The following is an 18319-nucleotide window of genomic DNA, read 5'->3' as shown; positions in this document are numbered from 1 at the left end:
GCAAAGCGGTGGCCGGCCGGAAACTGGATGGGCGCGCACCTGGGATCAGCTCCCGCTCGTTGAGAGGTGAATGCGCATGCCTGGCCTACAACTGATCAGCGAAACCGCAACCGAGCTCAGCTTCACCAACATTGCCCAACGGGATCGCCACTGGGTCGATGACAACGACACCGTTTGGGTTTGGCGGGACTCCCGTGGTGGATCTGGCTGGCACTACTGGGATTGCGGCAATGGCCAGTGGGTGTGGCATGGACTCACGGTCCATTTGCATGCGCCGTTCCGGCTGATCCCGTTTGGCGAGGAATTCGATGAAGACGACGGCGGCATCTGGGTGATCCAGGCATGAGCTCAGGCCGACGACAAGTGGCATCAGCAACGTCGACGACTTCGATCTGCTTGGGCCGGCCGACTTCAAGTCCATCGACTCGTGGCGGAGTCGCATGGAGAGATCACGTGTTGCTCAAGGAGGTTAATCAGCTCGACTGACGTCCCCGTCGAGGCGGGGCGCAAACAACTAGATAGTGGGATCGAGAAGGGTCAAGACCCTCAAAAGGGTGTCCTTGGACCAGCTTTCATAACGCCTCAGGGCCGGGCGAGTTCCGCTCAGCCACCTCCAGGGTGAGCTCCGGGGGAGACGTTCCAAAAAGTCGAGGCCCCGGAGCCGTCAACTCCGAGGCCTCAGTGAGAGCCAAGCGTCACTTTGATCTCTCGATCCCCGTGTCAACGAGGAGAATAACCGTGGATGGTCATTCTCAGGGTAGCACGCGCGCTCGATCATGGCGTTTGCGGTTTATCCCTGAAAACAGGTCAAGTTCGAGTTCACGAAACCGGCCCCCAATCTCTACAGAAACGTCGAGTTTCTGCAAAGGCGACCGGTGCGCTTCTTATTCGTCACGGACCGTGCGTCGCGCTCGCCGCGAGTGGATTGAACGTGTGGGTTCGGTGTCGGCCGAGTTGCCGATGTGGACTAGCCGTGACGGGTGGCTCAACGACGTGACGGCTTGGTTGGCCACCGATGACGGCTTAGCTGAATGTGCACAGCGCAATATCCGGCCTGAACGTGTGCTGCGGGCAGCTGTTGTCATCGCCGCCCATGCCGACCATGCGACCGGCCGCAACTGCGCGGTGACCAACTGCACGGTCGCCGCTGGCGCTAGCTGCTCAGTGCGCACCGTCACCACCGCGCGAGCAGTGCTTCAAACCTCCGGTTTAGCGGTTCTGGTCCAGCAAGGCCACGGCTCGCCCAACACGCCCAGAAGTGCCTGGCGGCCGTCGATCTGGCACTTGGTCACCCGCCGGCTGCCTGTGGAAAACGTCCGCTCCGATAACTCTGTTTGCGTGCTACCGCCATCCCGTAGGGATAGGCGGGTAAGTCCAGTTAGATCTAAATCACCAAACCCGCGCACACGCGCGCGGCGGGCAAGTTCTCATCCCTCCAAAAGGTCACCAAAGCGGGGCCGGCGCTGCGCGCCGCGGCCCCTGCATGTGCAGCTCCTGGCCGCAGGTGTTGTCGACGGCAGCATCGGCCTGGACCAGGGCCACATCGGCCACATCTGCGACGCCCTGATCGACTCTGGCCTGGACCTGTCTGCCTGGACTGCGAAGGCCGTGCTCGCGGCACTGAATGCCGACATGAAAGCCCGGGGCTGGGACTGGCCGAACCGCATCGAAAATCCAGCATCGTTCCTGCGATCGCGGTTGGTGCTGCTACCGGTTCGCCCAGCAGGTACGTCCCAGGGTGCCGTGTTTGCGGCCCGTGCTGACCGCAGCAAGACGGCCCCAGCAGGACACCTCATCGCTGCTGAGAGCCGCAGAGCCACCAGGACCCTCATCGATCGCTGGTATGCCGACGTCGCCGCGGTGACCACAGCCCAGGAACGTGAGCGGTTGTTACGTGCTGATCGGGTGAAGTTCGGTCATCCAGTGGTCGATCCGGTTGCAGCGCTAGCCAACGCCGGCCGCCGGGCGAGGTGGATGTACCCGGAGATGGAACTTGCTGCAGGTATGCGCTTGTGGGCCAACGACGTACTGGGCGAAGTTTCGACTGATGTTGTCTCCGAAACGATTCCGGCGGCGACCTCTTTGAGTACCGACCTGCTGATGGATCTGGCCATCGGTGGATGCGGATGCGCGGTGTGCGGGTCTGGAACCGCTGTTGAGCGGCCGCAATTGCCCTTGAAAGAGGCATCGATGGTGTGTGACCAATGCTGGCCGGTCATCGCCGCTGAGCTCGCCGAGGCCAGTGACATCGATGAGGGGATGCTGGCGTGACCGACCTCGACGAAGCCCCGACCTGGGGCCGGGAACGCGTGACGACGAGCGATGAGCCGGCGGCCGACTACCGGCAGCCGCCGCAAGACCTCAGCGCCGAACAGGCCGTACTTGGCGGCATGCTGCTGAGCAAGGATGCGATAGCCGACGTGCTGGCCAAGCTGCGGCCCGATGACTTCTACCGGCCCAACCACACCGACGTGTACGAAGCGATCCTGCACCTCTACGGACAGGGGGAGCCCGCCGACGCTGTAACCGTTGCCGCCGAGCTTGACCGGCGCGGGCTGTTGACCCGCGTCGGCGGAGCGCCCTACCTGCACACTCTGATCGCCACGGTGCCCACCGCCGCCAACGCCGGCTATTACGCGAGCATCGTCGCTGAGAAAGCTCTGATGCGGCGCCTGGTGGCCGCAGGCACCCGGATCGTGCAGTACGGCTACGCAGGGGCTGGTGGCGCCGATGTTGCAGAGGTGGTCGACCGCGCCCAGGCCGAGGTCTATGGCGTCACCGAGCGCCGCGCCTCGGAGGACTTCGTCGTGCTCGATGACCTGCTGCAGACCACCATGGACGAGATCGACGCGATCCAGTCCGGCGCCGGCCTATCCCAAGGGGTTCCGACCGGGTTCGTTGAGCTCGATGAGATCACCAGTGGGCTGCAGGGCGGGCAGATGATCATCATCGCGGCCAGACCTGGGGTTGGGAAATCGACTCTGGCACTGGATTTTTTGCGCTCATGCTCGATAAAGCATCGGATGGCCAGCGTCATGTTCTCACTGGAAATGAGCAAGTCCGAGATCGTGATGAGGTTGTTGTCGGCTGAGGCGAGGATCAAGCTCGCCGACATGCGGTCGGGTCGGATGAGCGACGATGACTGGACCCGGATGGCAAGACGGATGGGCGAGATCAGCGAATCACCCCTGTATATCGACGACTCGCCAAACTTGACCATGATGGAGATCCGCGCCAAAGCCCGTCGGCTCAAACAGAAAACTGACCTGAAGCTGATTGTCGTGGACTATCTCCAGCTGATGAGTTCAGGGAAGAAGTACGAGTCACGCCAGCAAGAAGTCTCAGACTTTTCCCGCAGCATCAAACTGATGGCCAAGGAACTCGACGTACCTGTAGTGGCGATAAGCCAGCTCAATCGAGGTCCTGAACAACGCACCGACAAGCGCCCGCAAGTCTCTGATCTGCGCGAAAGCGGCAGCTTGGAACAGGATAGCGACGTAGTGATGCTGCTACATCGACCCGATGCATTCGACCGTGACGATCCCCGCGGTGGTGAAGCGGACATCATCCTCGGCAAACACCGCAACGGGCCGACAGCGACGATAACGGTTGCCCACCAACTTCATTATTGCCGCCATACCAACATGGCGCGCGCTCGATAGCAGCAGCAGCAGAGCAGCATTGTGCAGATGACCGCCACAGCAGAAGCTGGCCATGAAAGTAACACTTGCCAACATCGGAAAGTATTACTTTCACATATTGGAAAGTTATACTTGTTTTCTACGGCGGACCGGGATAGGGTTCTGATGTGCGAAAAGTGTTCGAGGTGAGGACATGACGGCGATCGATCCCGTTGTGTCCCGGATCCAATCCGCCGCCGAATTGGGCGCCGAATCGTTCGCCACAAGAATGGCCAATTCCTCATTGGACGCCGCTATCGACGTGTGGGTGAAACGAATCGCTCAGCGCAAGTACACGCCGGCTCAGCGAGCCAGGCTGCTCAAAGCCGTAGATCGTGGCACCGCGGCCGAAACCGTGGAGATCCAACTGACCAGGGCGGCGTTGCTGCGCGCAGTAGGCCTCGACGAGGGCCCTGCGGCCGCCGCCGCAGCGACAGCGGGAGCCACCTACGCCGAGATCGGCGCAGTACTCGGAATCTCCCCTCAGGGTGTGGGACTGAAGGTCCGTGCCTACCGGGACCGCAGCGCCGACGGGACGCACCCGGGTGGGCCGTCGTGACCACGAAGGCCTCCGTGTCGCTCGATCGGCACGTCGTGATCCTCAACGCGGCAGGAACGTTCACCACCAACGGATTCCGCCTCACCGGCCCGGTGACCTCACTGGACAAGCTGGAAACGCTGATCACCTACCTCATCAGCAAGAACCTGCTGCGGACCTTCCCTGCCGCCGTCGGTGCCGACCCGGCCCCGGCGCGGCTATGGTTCGTCGGCGACGGTGGCCGGTTGCTCGTCGGCGCCACCGAGGACACGTCGGACGAGGACGTCGCAGCGCAACTCGGCCCGACCTTGGCATCGCTGATCAATCGGGGCTGGGAACTCAAGGGTGCCCCTGAGGGGCGCTTCGTTCTCGCCGGCAGCGTCGCGCACCCTGAAGCCGGCCCGCAACACGTCTCCGTGGAAGTGGTTGTCGAGGCCCGGCCATGGATAGGCGGCGGCACCATCATCGACGATCAGGTCGAGCTCGGCCGCCGGCTGACCGCGTGGCACACAGCGCTGGGCGTGCTGCCAGCGAGCAGCGCCCACGGCTCCGGAGCGGTGCTGCTCGATGACATCCGGGCCGCCCGGCTCGCCAGACATCCTGCCAAGAGTGACAAGTCGGGGGAGAAGACGCCCCCCGCGGTGTTGACCGAATCCGGTGAACTTCTCTCGGGGGTGGACGCCGACCTGCGGATCCAGCCAGCCTGGGCTGGTACGCCTGGAGTCGTGCAACAGCAGCAGCTCGATCACGCTGTTGACCTGGTTCTGTTGGAACAGCAGTACCCGCACCTGGGCTCGGCGGGCATGATCAGCCTGGGATTCGGTCGTCCGCAGCGGCTGCGAGGACATCGGGCCGCCGATGCGGCCGCGGCTGCCAAGCGGCCTTTCGGATCGTGGCGGGTGTTGTTGCCGGCCGCTGAGACGATCAAACAACCTCAGTGGCTTCCGGCCCCCCACCCCCAGATTCGGCCAGGGGAAGCGACGCGGACGTGGGTCAGCACCGAGGATCTGGACAACTTGGCCAAGGACGTCATGTACGGCGGCGCCAACCTGAGTGTGGACCGTCTCGACATCGACGCCGCTGTCGTGTGGCCATACCAGGTCCGGCTCCTGGAGGCCTGGACGAAGCGGCTGCGTGACGATGCGCTCGTGGCCTTCGCGGGCAATCCCGCGTTGTGCGCCCTCGTCGAAGAGGTCGCCCGCGAATACACCACAGCGATGGGTGATCCGGACGCCTGGACGCACGAAGAGTGGCGGCATCACTATCAACCGGTTCATGCCGCGTCCTTCGCTACCCATATTCGATTCCGCGGCCGGCGGGTGGCGATGCGGCTTTCCCGCGAATACCGCGCCATGCCGCTCTACGTGCACGATGCTTGCTCGATTTATGCGCTCGGCCTCGATGAGGAAACCAAGCAACCGGTTGACCTGTCCGACAAACACACTCAGCTTGGCCGGGTCGAGATCACCCGCCGCGTCGAGCTCGCTGATGACACGGTTCTGGCGGTCGTGCTGGCCGAAACACCCGGCCAGGTCGCTGACGTCCTCACGGCTGCCTTGGATGTACCTGCCATCCACGACGAACTTGCTGCTCCGGCAGCCTGCGCCGACGACACCACCCAGAGCGTCGACGAAGATCCGTCCGATAAGCCAGAGACCGACACCAGCGCCAGTGCGGAGCCGGCCGAGACGGTCACCGATACCCCGGCCGCAACTGAACCGACCACGTCCACGGCGAAGAAGCGTGGATCCGCCGCGCAACGCAAGAGCGGGGCCCCGGCCGTCAAACGCAGTGCTCCGGCTGCCGCTGTCCTGCACACCGACGGGCTGTGGCTGCCAGAAGGCACCTGCATTGGCACCTCACAGCTGGGCGAGCTGACCCACGTCGGTCACGTCGCCAACCTGGCCTACACATACAACATCGGATACCCGTTGTCGGCGGATTACGCTGAGGCCGGCCAGATCTGGGTGACCGAGGCGGCCTGCCGACAGTTCGGAATCGATGTGACAGAGCTGGCCGAAGCGCGGCCGAAAAACCGGGTGAGTCTGCTGCACGAGATGACCGAGAATATCCCGTTTGTCACCGATGCCGTGGCTGACGGTTGGCGTCTTGGCGGTGATAAAGACGTTGCCCGACTGGGGGCTTGGACACGGGTGTTCCGCGACGACTCAGACAAGACTGCTGTGCACGTCGTGCTGATCCCCGGTTTGGACACGGCGCTGACTGTCGACGACGAGCCGATCGATGACGACGATCCTGAAGAGGACCTCGACGCGAGGAAAGGCATGCCGATCCTGAGGGGCCGGCCAAGCCCGTCGCAGGTGGCTCGGCGCCTACAACTGTTCGCTGAGACGCTGGGCTTCCCGTACAAGATTAGCGACCGCGTGACCGGGTTGGACATCCTGGAGCAAGCCCGCCCGCGACCGTCGAAGAAGGACGGCAAGGGCTGGACCGTCAAGGACTGGAAGAGTATCGTTCTGGCACCCTCGACCACCGAACTGCCCTACAGCCTCGGCGACGTGGAACGTGACTACACCGTGTGGTGCCGGGTGCCCACCGCCGAAGAACAGCAGTGCCAGTATGTGCATTCCTACGACCGCAGCGGCTCGTACTTTGCGGCCCTGGGCTCGGTGGAGATGCCAATCGGTGACCCGGTTCACTACCCAGGCGGGACGAAGTTCGACTCCAGCTTGCCTGGGTTCTGGTTGGTGAACATCCCGGAGAACGCCAACCGGTTCATGCCTCATCTGCTCAATCCCGGCGGGCACCACTTCACCGAGCCCAAGTGGGTGACCACTGACCGCCTCGAAATGGCTTTCCAACTCGGGTATGACGTCGACATCCAGGAAGCCATCGTGTGGCCGCACCACAGTCGAGTGCTGCGCCTGTGGGTCGAGCGGTTCTCCCATGCCAGTGTTGTCCTCGACACCGACGCTCCCGACGCCCAGGCCGCCCGCAACCAGTCGAAAAACGTCCGCAACAGGGGATTCGGGGCCATGCAATCGGCCACGTACATGAAAGACAAGCAGAGCTTCTTCCCAGCACGGTGGTACATGGGTGTCGGCAAAGCGGGCGCCGTCATCGCCTACCGCATCAACGAGATCGGCCAAAAGACCGGCCGCTGGCCAGTGGCCGTTGACCATGACTCCGTGCTGTACGTCTCCAATGACCCCAACCCCGAGACGGCGTGGCCAGGCGGGCCAGCGACGTGGGGCCGCTCGTTCGGCAAGTACAAGCACGAAGGGTCGGCTCTGCTGGCCGATCAGCTCGAGTTCCTCGACGGCAACACCTACCGCGGCAAGAAGCACCTGACCTCGCCTGACCGGTGGCGCGAACTGCTCCCGACCCTGACCAATGGAGGCCAGTGATGGCACCTCGTCGGCCACGCAAGATCGAGGGCAGTCACCTCGTCGACTACGGCTCCCCAGTCAACCGGGACGTCAACATCGACGACGCATCCAGGGCGCTGCGGGTTTCGAAAACCGCTGTCCGCAAAGCGATGAGACAAGAAGTCGTCAACCTGCGCAGCGTCATCTACCGCGGTATCACCGGGCGTCGCGATGCTGATGTCGGGGAACTGACCAACGTCATGGGCATGCTTCAAGCCGTCTACGGGTACGGGCCTCGCGGATCGAAAGTCAACGCGAAAGCCGCCGCCGACGCACTCGGCGTCTCGCCGGCGACAGTCCGTCGGTGGGCCAACGGGAGCCAACAACCATCCCCCGATCACCTCACGGCGATCAAAACAGCCGCGCGACGAGCCGCGAGCACCAAAGCCGGACGCCGCGCCGCGACCCAGGTCTTCCGCAATAGTGAACGAGGCCGCAAAGCCCTGGCCGGCGGGAAGAGAATTCACATCAGCGGCTATCAGGGCCCAGAAAACTACGCATGGGAACGCGACCGCGACGTCAGCAGTGATCCAGTCCCCGGCGCTGTGATCGAAGAACTGTTGCGCGCCTACGAGGACGGTGGGGACAAGGGTCTGCTCGCTTACCTCACTGACATCATGAATCCGTGGTACATGCACGGCAGTCCGTGGGAATTCGCAACCATCAGCGACTTCTGGATCGGTGACAGGCGGTGACCGACCCACTGCCGGTGCAGCCCGTGCCGGGGCCGCGGTGGACACGCAAGCGGTTCAACACGATGCTGGCCGACTGCTACGGCACCGACGCCGCAGGTGGCATCGACGTCGACGCGGTCGCCGAATATGCCGGCGTCACACCAGTGACCGTGCACCGCTGGATCGGCAGTCACAGTGCCCCAAACAGCCGCCACACCGCCGCCCCGCCGGCCCGTATCACCCAACTACAACGCGGACCCCAAGACATCGAAAACCGCAGCCAAGGAGCCTTCGAACGCGCACAGTTGATCCTGGCCAATCTCGACGACGACACCTACATCCTGCCCGCATGGCGAAAAAGCGGCTGGCTCGACGAGCACGCTGTGGTCATCGTCGAAGTCAACAACAAACCGTGGCGACAGGTGGTAATCACCAAGGCCAACCACCGAGCCCTCACCGAAATCCGCCGGCGATCTGTCATCGTCACCAGCCTCACCCTCCCTACCCGGTTTCATGCCCAGGTCCTCACCCACGCCGTGATGATCCGGCAGCAAGCATGGCGTGTGCACCCCAGCGCCGAGCAGCTCGCCAAAGGCGGCACCCAGGTATGGATGGCTGATTCCCCGGCGGTGCCCTTGGGATCCCTGGCCGACCAGATCGGGGTTGGGCCCGGGCGCCAGAATGAGGCACTGACGATCTGATCGGTAGCCATAGAACAACCTCGCAAGCGAGCGGTGCGTCGAGTTCGATCGAGTGCGTCCTCGACCGCTGGCCGGCCGTCGCGGCGTAAACCGCCTCAATTGGGGCGTCAGCGCGTGTTGAAGTCGAGGCTCGTCGAGCCGGCGCGGGAGGAGATACTCCGTGTCATGCCAGGGGAAGGTCGCTTAGGTCGTCGGGCGTGATGTATTGGGCGACCACGTCGCGTTGCAGTTGAGTGACCTTGAGATATTTGCCTGCACCTTCCAGCGCTTTCTCTCCAGCGCGCTGGAATCCTTTGGCGCTCTCTTGGATCGTCTCGGCGGCGTCGGCCATCAAGGCGTTTGTCGCTGCCAACATGCGGATGACTTCTTGATCGCGGGCGCGACCAGCGTCGGCGCGGGCGAGCTCCGCGCGTAGGCGCTCAGCTTCGTTTTCGGCAACCGCGAGTCGGGCTTGCAGGTCAGCATTGGCGGCGCGCAGTTCAGTGTTGGTGGCCGCCGCGTCATCGAGCTGGGCGCGCAATTCAGTGTGAGCGTCGTGGCCGTCGCCTCGGTGTCCACGACGCCGAGGCGACCCGTTTGGATGCTCGAATTGATCGAGGTAGACGTAGTAGCGGGGAATGGCGCCGGAGGCCCCATCGAAGGTCACGTATCCGTGGTAGCTGCGGGGGTCGTGACCGGGCTTTTTGAGCCGAGCGATGATCGTGCGGGCGTCGTGAGGGGCGCCGGGAAGTTGTGTGGCTTCCTTCGGTTGGACAGCTGGGCGGCCAGGCTGCCGCTCTCTGTCCAGTGGCATAGGGAGGGTCCTCCAGCTCGTTTCTTGCTTCTGCAGCATCCTACGCCACCATCGTTTAGACCTGGGGTTTTGATGGTATTAGCGACAGTTTGACCGGCGTGAATGTTGTTCGTTGGAAACTGCGACACGCGGAGAAAATGTGTGACCGGACATGCCGTGGCGCCGTTATGATTGCCCCATGTTGCTAATAGCAACAAATAAGCAGGTCACAAGGCGCATCGAACCGAGCGCCTGCGAGCTGAAAGGAACACGGTCGCGGCGTTCTTAGCCGAATACTCCTCCCGCGACCGCGTTCTGACGGAGCCCCCAAGGCTCTGGATGTGGCGGTGAGGGCGTGCCGATCGCGCCCTCACCGCCACATCTTGCTTGTTCGACCTCGGTAGCTTCCGTGCGGATGAAGTCCCAGGAGGCTCAGTTTTCACTTGCCTTCGGCGTCGACCCCGCGTGTCGGCGCCGAATCGTTGTCTCCTCGTGCGAATATCCGAGTGGCTAAGAACGGCTGAGAGGAGTTCGCATGGCATCGGCCATCCTGTAAACCTGTTGCGGTTGTCTATTCACCGCGTTTTGCGCCCTAACGTGGCGCCGTCTTCGTAAACGCCTCTCGTGTAAGGCGTTTTCATTGTGCTCAACAAACCACGAAGCCCCCGGTTGCACCCAGGGGCTTCGGCGTTCCACCGAGTTTTGCCACTCGGTGTTGTTGTGCTGTCACTTCACATGAGGGTTGAAGGGACGTGCTGTCGCAATGACAGACCTAATGCTACCTGCTACCCAAGATACGGGTCTAGAACCAAAGCCAACGCGCGTCGTCGACGCTGTTGTAGTCCGCGCGGCGAGTCTCCACGGTGCCGAAATTCTGGCCTCGACGACGTGGAAAGTGTTGGCGCCGTTGATGGCCGCCCGACCGACGATGCGGTTGTGGAACCCAGGGATGCGGTTCAACGAGGCCGCCGACTTGACCAAGGCACTGCCGGCGAAGCCCGCCGCGGTACCGGTGTTCTGGAGGAACCGGACCCGCCTTCTTGTGCTGGATCTGGACGCCAAACACTATGGGCGGCAGGCCGTTCTGGATGACCTCGCCGGACTTCAGGCCTTGCTACGCGATTGCGGGGCAGCTGTCGTAGTGGATTTGTCCACCAGTGGCGGCGCGCATGTGCTGGTCCCTCTGGAAATCGCGGTGACCAAGAACGAGCTCATCCCGCTGTTGGCCGCGCTAGCGATCCGGTACCGCACGCTGGATCTGAGTCCTATGCAGAACGATTCCGGGTCAGGGTGCATCAGTGTGCCCGGATCGCGCTGCCGTGAAGGCGGCTTCCGGGTTCTCGTCGGCTCACTGGCCCGCGCAGGCGAAGCATTCCGCAGACCGAACCCCCCCAGCGTGCTCCACCGTCTCGGCGCCGAGATCGGCGCCGGCGAAGTCCTGGTTGACTCCGCCTCATCCCGACCGGCTCACGATGAGCCTCCCAACAACACTCACGCCCTTTTTTCCGGCGCCGGTGATCATCGTCGACTGGTCCAGGTTTTCCGTCTGACGTCGGATATGCCCACAGCCGTCGAGGCTTTCGCCCTCGATGGGTCGATCCCTTCTGATAATCGGTGGCCCTCACCTTCGGAAGCTCGCCAGTCGGTCCTCTATCACGCCGCCGGGCGGGGGTTGTCCCTCGCGGACGTTCAACGCCGCATCGCGCGAGGAGGGCAGTGGGAGCACGGGCTGGGAGCTGCGTACCGGCGGTACGTACACGATCACGCCACACACAAAGCCTTGGTAAGGGATTGGAGCAAAGCCTGCTCCCTGCACGTTGCGCGGTGCCACAGTTTCCACGGGGGTACACACAAGACACTGCACACAGGGGTAGCCCTACACTCCACCCCGCACACGCTCTGGCTGACCCACGCGCTCCGGTGGTGCGACACCACGCTCCGCAGTGACCCCCGGCGGTGGTCGGCTGCGGCGGTCCTGCAATCGCTTGCTGTGCACGGGGTCCGGGCCGGCGAGACAATCAACGGCACTGCGGTGGTCTCAGTGGGCGTGCGGGCACTGTCGCTGGCCAGCGGGCTGCTCAGCAAAGAAACTGTCGCCGGGGTCCTGCAGTTGCTGCGCGAGTGTCCGGGATCTCCGGTGCTGCACGTGCAGGAATCCAACGGTGTGCTGCCGGACGGCTACGCCCTGGTGAAACCCGATGTGGTGGACCCAGATCCCGGGGGACCGGGGCGTCCGGCACTGGTCGAGGTGCACGACGCGTGGTGGGTGGTTGGTGCACACCACCGCCGCGTCTATGAACTGCTGGACTCTCTTGGTACGGCGCGGGTCCGGGATCTCGCCGTTGCAGCGCGTATGTCGGTGAGCGCGACCTACGAGTCGTTGGCAGAACTGTGCCGGAGAGGTCTGGTGATCAAGCGGGGTGACGGCTTCATGCTTGGTGAGGTCACCCTCGATGACATCGGCCGCCAGTGGAGGGTTTCGGAGGAACGGGCACGACGAATCGAGACCTACCGCACCGAACGTCGTCAGTGGAAGGAATTCCTAGAGGGAAGGCGACGGGTCCCCGTTGTAGAAGTGGACCAGGGCGAATGGGCTGAGCCGATGGTGGAGTGTGTGTTGGCTGCGCAGGACGAGCGCGACTACGAGAATGCGGTGATGGCCACTGGCCCACCGGTGAGGTTCGATGAAGTGCCCGTGGCGCCGCGTGCACGTGGGCTCCAAAAGCACCGCCGATGGTGGTGGACTGATTCGAATCCATGGTGAGACGCGCTCGTTCCCCGGAAATGTCCACCTCGACGTCCGACCGGTGGGATGCCACACTGACTGCTGCCACTCGTGTCTCGCGTATCAGCTGGGCCGACCAGACCAATGACTAACTGCGCTTTTCAATGACATTGGTTACGCGATGTGGTCATCGAACGACCGCAGTCTTAGCGTCGAACCCGGCCTCGGACTCTAGTGCGTTAGATTCCCCGCATGGAGGATGACCTCAAGCCCACACCGCGGTGGCGCACAGCGTGGGCTGCCAGCAAGGGCTTCCTAGCCGTTGGATTCGCCGTCGCGACGGCGGTCCTGGCGGCCATTGTGGCCATCCAGGCCTTCGCAGTCCGTCGTGCATACCCAGTCATCGAGTGGGGCAGCGTCGCGGATGGGTTCGCAGCGACGGCAGGGCTCGTCGCCGCGGTCGGTACCGTCGGCGCACTGTTGATCGCGGTCCGCGGTTGGCAACATGAGGTTGCCGTGCGTCGTGCAGACGAGCAGGCCAGGATCGAAGCGGAACGGCGCGCTCAAGCCGACCTTGTTACAGCATGGTTCTCGAGCTACTCCCATGAGCATGCCGTTGTTACGGTGGCGCTTACCAACTCGTCGACGAGCGTGGTGTACGACGTGGAAGTCCACATCGACCTCGAAACCGAAATCGCCCAGGTCCCCCAAGCGCGGATAATGCCCGATGTGCCGATCGGCCCCTACCCTGCGCGTGCCTACTTGCCGGTGCTCCCGCCGGGACAGTGGGACATCACCGTCCGATGCGCAGGAACGGAACACGAGCTCGTACCAGTTGCACTCGATGTCTACTTCCGCGACCAGCGGCAGGCGGGATGGACGCGCAACTTATCGGGCAAGCTGGAAACCGCCGATCGACCAATCTTCGAGGTACCGAAGATTAGTGAACAGCTTGCGCGCCAGTTAGATTCCCAGCGCATCATCAAGTCCGACTACATCATGGTGGAACGGCCAAAACTCCAACCCAGGTGACCGCGATGTCGGATTCGAAGCAGAACCCGTGTCGCCGGCCATCGGTGAGGCTTCTGGGCTCGTGGCGGTGATGCCGTGGTTCGCCTTCCCCGCAGGTGTCAAGACTTCGGAGTATTGAATCCGAGCCCGACTCAGGCAATGACGTCGCGGCCCTTGTGTGTGCTGAGTAGTTCGTGGCGCGCGTTGATTAGGCGAGGATACAGCCGCCAGTAGACCGTGAGTCCCGACCAGATCGCTATCAAGACGACTTCCCGTAGTACTACCGGACGGGTCGTGATACACACCTGTGCTACCTGGTTAACGAGCAAAAAGCCGCAAAGCCACGGCATCACGCGACTGAGGCCCTTAAGGCCGCGCGACTGGACTCCGGCCAACTGCGCTGCCGCCTCTCGAATCGCTGGATCATCGGGAACCGGTCCCATTCCGGCCGCCCTCACGACGCTCCGATAGTCCTGGGGGGAAACGCTTTCCAGACATGTACGGATCAAGGCGCGATTACGCGGTGAGGCGACCGCTAGCAGCAACCCCGTGGCCAGCGTGAGCGTTCCAATCCAGACCCATGACGACGGTGACGCCCAGGGCACTGTCGATGATCCGCCGGGGTAATCGCCGAGCAGCACCAGTCCCGCAATGAATGGAAGCGCTAACGCCGAATACGCCAGCCATCGCAACCACCACGGCATCAACACCAGCCTCAGCAACATGCGACCACACTCTAGACGTAGCAAACCAAGGCACCGACCTTGAAGGCGAGGACTCACCGTTCGTCGCAGGTGTCAGATGGTGTCGCGCTGTTGCTGCAACAAGTCCGTCCAGTAAGAGACGCCCTGGGCCAGGATCATCCTTCGGTCACCTGCAGCGGCCGGCGCCGGGTCGGATCGCCAAAGAGATTTCGGAGTCCTGCACACAACACCACCTCCCCACCCGGTATGGGGTGGGGAGGTGGTGTTGTTGAAAAGTGCTGTTGTAGTGCGCTTTTAGCTCGAAAACTGTCGGTGTTGGGCGGTAGAATCGTGGTTGTAGGGCAGGCCATTCCGGCAGGCCCACAGAGTCCCGGAGGGGAAATCACATGCGTATTGTCGAGCCGGTTTCGACGTTGGTTGGTACTGCGGCTGCCGGGTTGCCCATGATGACGAGTCGGGTGGACCCGGAGGGTGCGCGCCGGATGATGGAGATGTTGGTCAACCTGTATGCCGACCGGCGGTTGGCGGTGGCGCGTGAGTATGTGTCGAATGCCGTCGATGCCACCCGCGCGGCCGGGGGTACCGAGCCGGTGGCGGTCACCACGCCGACGCTGATCGAACCGAATCTGATCGTGACCGATCGGGGTACGGGGATGTCGGTTGCCGAGGTGGAGGCGACGTTTCTGGCGTTCGCCGCGTCGAGCAAGCGGGACAGCAACGAGATGATCGGCGGGCTGGGTGTCGGCGCGAAATCGGCGTGGACGCTGGCGGAGTCGTTTCTGGTGGACACGGTGAAAGGCGGGCTGCGTACGACGGTGCGCGCCGCGCGCAACCTGGAGCACCAGGTGTTGTTGGCTGGTGTGCCCAGCGACCTGCCGGACGGGACCACGGTCATCGTTCCTGTCGAGGTCGCCGGACATGTGGAGGCATGGCATCGCGCGGTGCGCGAGGTCGCCTCTGCGCACGATGCGGGCGCGGTGCTGGTGGACGGTCTGCCCGTGGACAGCCTTGCTGGTGGTCCGACGTGGATCGGGCCGGTGTCGTGCCGCCGTGTTGATCGAGCAGACCGCAGTAGTGCGGTGATGGTGCGCAGTGGTGGCACGTTGTTCTCGTCGGTGGCCGAGGTCACCCGGAAGGTGTCGGAGGCCACCAGGTTGCCAGCGTGCGTGATCGAGTTGCCCATTGGTTCGTTCGACCACACTCCTAGCCGGGAGTCGGTGATCGCCACCGATCGGACCCTGGCTGCTGTTGACGCTGCCCTAGATAAGTTCCGGGTGGCCTATGAGGCACTGGCGCAGAGGATTTCACGGCTGGCCGTCACCGATGTGGCCGCTGCGGTGAAGCTGCGGGCCGACACGCTGGGCAGTGTGGGCACTGTGGCCACGCTGCCGATTCCGTTTCGGGTGGGCGTTCCGGTCGGCGCAGGTGCCTGGTACGTGCGTGCTTACGGTGGGCGTTCGCGGTGGGAGCGCGTTGCGGATTCTCGCGACGATGTGTTCGAGGCGGTGACCGCCCGTGCTGAAATGAGCAGCACGCTGGTAGTGACAGGTGTTCCTGCAGGGCGGGTGTTGTCGCGGTTCGCCACGTTCCTGGCCGAGAAGCATCCCGAGATTCGGCGACTGATCGCTGTGCCGGAAGGCAGCTCGACGGTGGCACTGAACGTCTTCGCACCGGGGAATCAGTTGACCGGACAGAGCTGGCAGGTGGGCGCGGACACTGACGGGATCGCAGTGCGGTACACCTTCGAGCAGTGGCACGCCGCGATGGCGGGCAGGCGCGTCACGCGCGGGCCGTCGAAAGGCTACGACTGCCAGATCATTGACCGCGACGGCGGTGCCGGTCGTGACGCCGTGCTGAGCGGCCCGGAGATCGCCGCGCTGGGGCTGCCGGTCGTCTATACCGACGACGCGGCCTACCGAGCGCGTAGCGGGCACCCAGCGTCGGTGACGGTGTATCTGGGCAAGCGCAAGAGCGGGCCACTGCTAGCAGCGGCCCCCGAGGCGATGACCCGTAATGCGTGGATTGAGCGTCGGTTCACTGCCGAGACGGCCGGATGGTCACCGGCTGAGTTGCTGGCTGCTTCCTACGCCGCGCATCGCCAGCTGACGACCTACTACGAGGCTGCATTCGCTGTCGCGTCGGCAGCGCTGGCCGCCAGTTCCGCCGAGCACCCGCACCGCGACTTGCTGGTCCGGATCGCTGCACTAGTCCAGGCCGCAGGGAAGGTCACCGAAGCCCAATCCTCGATGGTGGAGGAGCTGCGCGGATGCCCCACAGCCCAAGCGCAGCAGGACAAGGTCGGGAAGCTGTATTCCGAGTTGCGGCAGGCCTACCCGCTGCTGAATCACCTGCGCCACTGGGACAACACCGAGACCCGAGGCCACTACATCGAGTACGTGGCTCACACCCCGCCCCAGGCCGCGCGAAAAGCCGCCTGACCTCCCAAACATTAACTAACGCAAGAGAAATGGAACCTACGAACATGCATGCACTCATGGATCAGCAATCAATCATCGTTGTTGAGGGATCGGCCAGCCTTCTCATTGCCGCGTCCGACCCCACCTACGGGCCGGTTCGGCGCTACCTGATGGATGAGCGAGGTGAGGACTTTGCAACCGTGCGCGACCTGGTGGACAGGTTCCGCACGGGGGTGAAACAGGCAACCATCGAGGCCGTGGCGGTCGTGGACGGCGACAGCGACCAGGCCGAGGCTGAGCCGTACCGGATCACTCACGGCGACCCGGTGGAGGAAGTCGTGCTGGCTGCTGCCATCCGGCTGACCAACAGCGATGCCGATCTGGCCCCGCTGGGGGCGTTCCTTCGCCGCTTGGAACGCAATCCGTCGCAGGCCTCGCGTTCGCAGCTGTTCGGCTGGCTCAAGGCCGGTGGATTCACGCTGACCACCGAGGGTCTCATTGTCGGCTACAAGTCGGTGCGCGCGGACGGACGTTCTGCACACGCGGGGCACGAACTGGTGACCGTGGAGGCGCAGGACGGATCTGTTGAGACGGTGGTCGGCCATGTGCCCTACCCGGTCGGGGCAACCGTGTGGATGGCCCGTGATCTCGTGAACGACGACCGCAACTCGTCGTGCTCAGTTGGCCTACACGTGGGTACCTACGGCTACGCCGAGCACTTTTCACAGCAGATGTTGGTGGTGCTGGTCGATCCTGCCGATGTGGTGTCGGTGCCCACTGACTCCAGTGCGCAGAAGATGCGGGTGTGCCGTCTGTACGTTGCGGCTCGCCACGACGGTGACCAGATCGCGGAGACCGTCATCGAGCACATCCGCACCGTGCCCGACTTCGCGGCGACGGACAAGTACTCGAGCCGTCCCGAGAATGCGTCTGTATTCGGAGTGGCTGTCGCGTTCGGCAGCCTCGAGGACGACCTGGACGACGAAGGTTCCGACAGCGGGGGAGCACAACTCTGATAGCGGTGGTGGTTCGCAGGTTTCTCTGGACCTGCGAACCACCACGCTGAGCTACTCCAACACTCCAGCACCACCTCCCCACCCGTCATGGGGTGGGGAGGTGGTGCTGTCGAAAAGTGTTGTTGTAGTGGGGGTTTAGCACTGAGTTTGTCGGTGTCGGGCGGTAGGATCGTGGGTGTAGGGCAGGCCATTCCGGCAGGCCCATTGGATTCCTGGGAGGGAACTGTGATGACATTCATTCTGGATAAACCTGTCGACTCGATGCACTTCTTCGGGTCGCTGGACAAGCGGCGGGTCCGGTGATGGCTGGCCCGCGCCCTGACTGGTGGCATCTCACCGCCCTGTGTACTGGGGCCTCAGCCGAGGCGATCGGTGACGTGACCGATTCGCGTGATGAGCTGCAGTGGGAGGGTGGCAACGATGAGTGCTCGGCACTGGTGTCGATCCGTTACCTGGCGCAGTCGCCCACTATGCGGGGTGTGCTGGTTCAGGGTGTTGCTGCGTTGCGGGGTGTGTTCGGTGGCACGGTCCCCGAGGTTGAGCCAACTGCGCTCTTGCGCGAGGAGGACGGTGCTGTGTTCGATCCCAGCGGCTTGAGGGGAATCGCATGTCCGACTCGATGAGGACGGTGGTGATTTGTTGGGTGGAGGAGTCGCACCATCGGGTGAGGGTGCGGGTGCCGGTGGATTTTG

14 protein-coding genes are annotated in these 18319 nt (G+C 63.5%); 12 read left to right on the top strand and 2 right to left on the bottom strand.

The annotated features are described in order from the left end of the window. Positions 1–70 precede the first annotated feature (70 nt). The 7 genes from AC4LGL_RS28125 to AC4LGL_RS28095 all read left to right on the top strand — a co-directional run bounded on the left by AC4LGL_RS28125 (position 71) and on the right by AC4LGL_RS28095 (position 8982). A complete protein-coding gene (locus tag AC4LGL_RS28125) occupies positions 71–346 on the top strand; it encodes a hypothetical protein (RefSeq protein WP_491841620.1) in 276 nt (91 codons plus the stop codon). 596 nt (positions 347–942) lie between these two features. Then, positions 943–2271, top strand: coding sequence for a rep protein (locus tag AC4LGL_RS28120; RefSeq protein WP_491841619.1), 1329 nt, complete (start codon positions 943–945; stop codon positions 2269–2271). Further along, complete coding sequence (dnaB, locus tag AC4LGL_RS28115; protein WP_491841618.1) at positions 2268–3662, top strand: replicative DNA helicase; 1395 nt, start codon at positions 2268–2270, stop codon at positions 3660–3662. Before AC4LGL_RS28120 ends, dnaB begins: the two co-directional genes overlap by 4 nt. A gap of 172 nt (positions 3663–3834) precedes the next feature. Next, entirely contained in the window at positions 3835–4239 is a 405-nt protein-coding gene (locus AC4LGL_RS28110; protein WP_491841617.1) for a Fis family transcriptional regulator, read from the top strand. After that, entirely contained in the window at positions 4236–7586 is a 3351-nt protein-coding gene (locus tag AC4LGL_RS28105) for a DUF8841 domain-containing protein (RefSeq protein ID WP_491841616.1), read from the top strand. The genes AC4LGL_RS28110 and AC4LGL_RS28105 overlap by 4 nt, the downstream gene beginning before the upstream one ends. Beyond that, positions 7586–8302 (top strand): helix-turn-helix domain-containing protein, encoded by a 717-nt coding sequence (locus tag AC4LGL_RS28100; RefSeq protein WP_491841615.1) that lies wholly within the window; start codon positions 7586–7588, stop codon positions 8300–8302. Before AC4LGL_RS28105 ends, AC4LGL_RS28100 begins: the two co-directional genes overlap by 1 nt. Then, a complete protein-coding gene (locus tag AC4LGL_RS28095) occupies positions 8299–8982 on the top strand; it encodes a hypothetical protein (RefSeq protein WP_491841614.1) in 684 nt (227 codons plus the stop codon). Before AC4LGL_RS28100 ends, AC4LGL_RS28095 begins: the two co-directional genes overlap by 4 nt. 163 nt (positions 8983–9145) lie before the next feature. Here the strand turns inward: AC4LGL_RS28095 and AC4LGL_RS28090 are convergent, their stop codons facing one another. Beyond that, positions 9146–9628, bottom strand: a complete 483-nt coding sequence (locus AC4LGL_RS28090) for a hypothetical protein (protein ID WP_491841613.1) — start codon at positions 9626–9628, stop codon at positions 9146–9148. 1036 nt (positions 9629–10664) lie between these two features. On the opposite strand from AC4LGL_RS28090, the gene AC4LGL_RS28085 reads away from it, so the two are divergent. Both AC4LGL_RS28085 and AC4LGL_RS28080 read left to right on the top strand, forming a co-directional pair. Continuing rightward, positions 10665–12518, top strand: a complete 1854-nt coding sequence (locus AC4LGL_RS28085; RefSeq protein WP_491841612.1) for a helix-turn-helix domain-containing protein — start codon at positions 10665–10667, stop codon at positions 12516–12518. Positions 12519–12731: 213 nt separating this feature from the next. Beyond that, positions 12732–13511 carry a hypothetical protein gene (locus AC4LGL_RS28080; protein WP_491841611.1) on the top strand — a complete coding sequence of 260 codons (780 nt, stop codon included), beginning with the start codon at positions 12732–12734 and terminating at the stop codon, positions 13509–13511. Positions 13512–13642: 131 nt separating this feature from the next. Here the strand turns inward: AC4LGL_RS28080 and AC4LGL_RS28075 are convergent, their stop codons facing one another. Beyond that, positions 13643–14215 carry a hypothetical protein gene (locus AC4LGL_RS28075; protein ID WP_491841610.1) on the bottom strand — a complete coding sequence of 191 codons (573 nt, stop codon included), beginning with the start codon at positions 14213–14215 and terminating at the stop codon, positions 13643–13645. Between the two features lie 365 nt (positions 14216–14580). On the opposite strand from AC4LGL_RS28075, the gene AC4LGL_RS28070 reads away from it, so the two are divergent. The 3 genes from AC4LGL_RS28070 (at position 14581) to AC4LGL_RS28060 (ending at position 18250) form a co-directional block, all read left to right on the top strand. Further along, positions 14581–16632, top strand: a complete 2052-nt coding sequence (locus tag AC4LGL_RS28070; RefSeq protein ID WP_491841609.1) for an ATP-binding protein — start codon at positions 14581–14583, stop codon at positions 16630–16632. A 56-nt stretch (positions 16633–16688) separates the two neighbouring features. Then, a complete protein-coding gene (locus AC4LGL_RS28065; protein ID WP_491841608.1) occupies positions 16689–17627 on the top strand; it encodes a hypothetical protein in 939 nt (312 codons plus the stop codon). A 302-nt stretch (positions 17628–17929) separates the two neighbouring features. Continuing rightward, positions 17930–18250, top strand: a complete 321-nt coding sequence (locus tag AC4LGL_RS28060; RefSeq protein ID WP_491841607.1) for a hypothetical protein — start codon at positions 17930–17932, stop codon at positions 18248–18250. The last annotated feature ends 69 nt before the right edge of the window (positions 18251–18319 follow it).

The organism is Mycolicibacterium arcueilense (assembly GCF_058536225.1).
The sequence above is the reverse complement of the archived record's forward strand: the minus strand, read 5'-3'. Positions and strand labels throughout refer to the sequence as shown.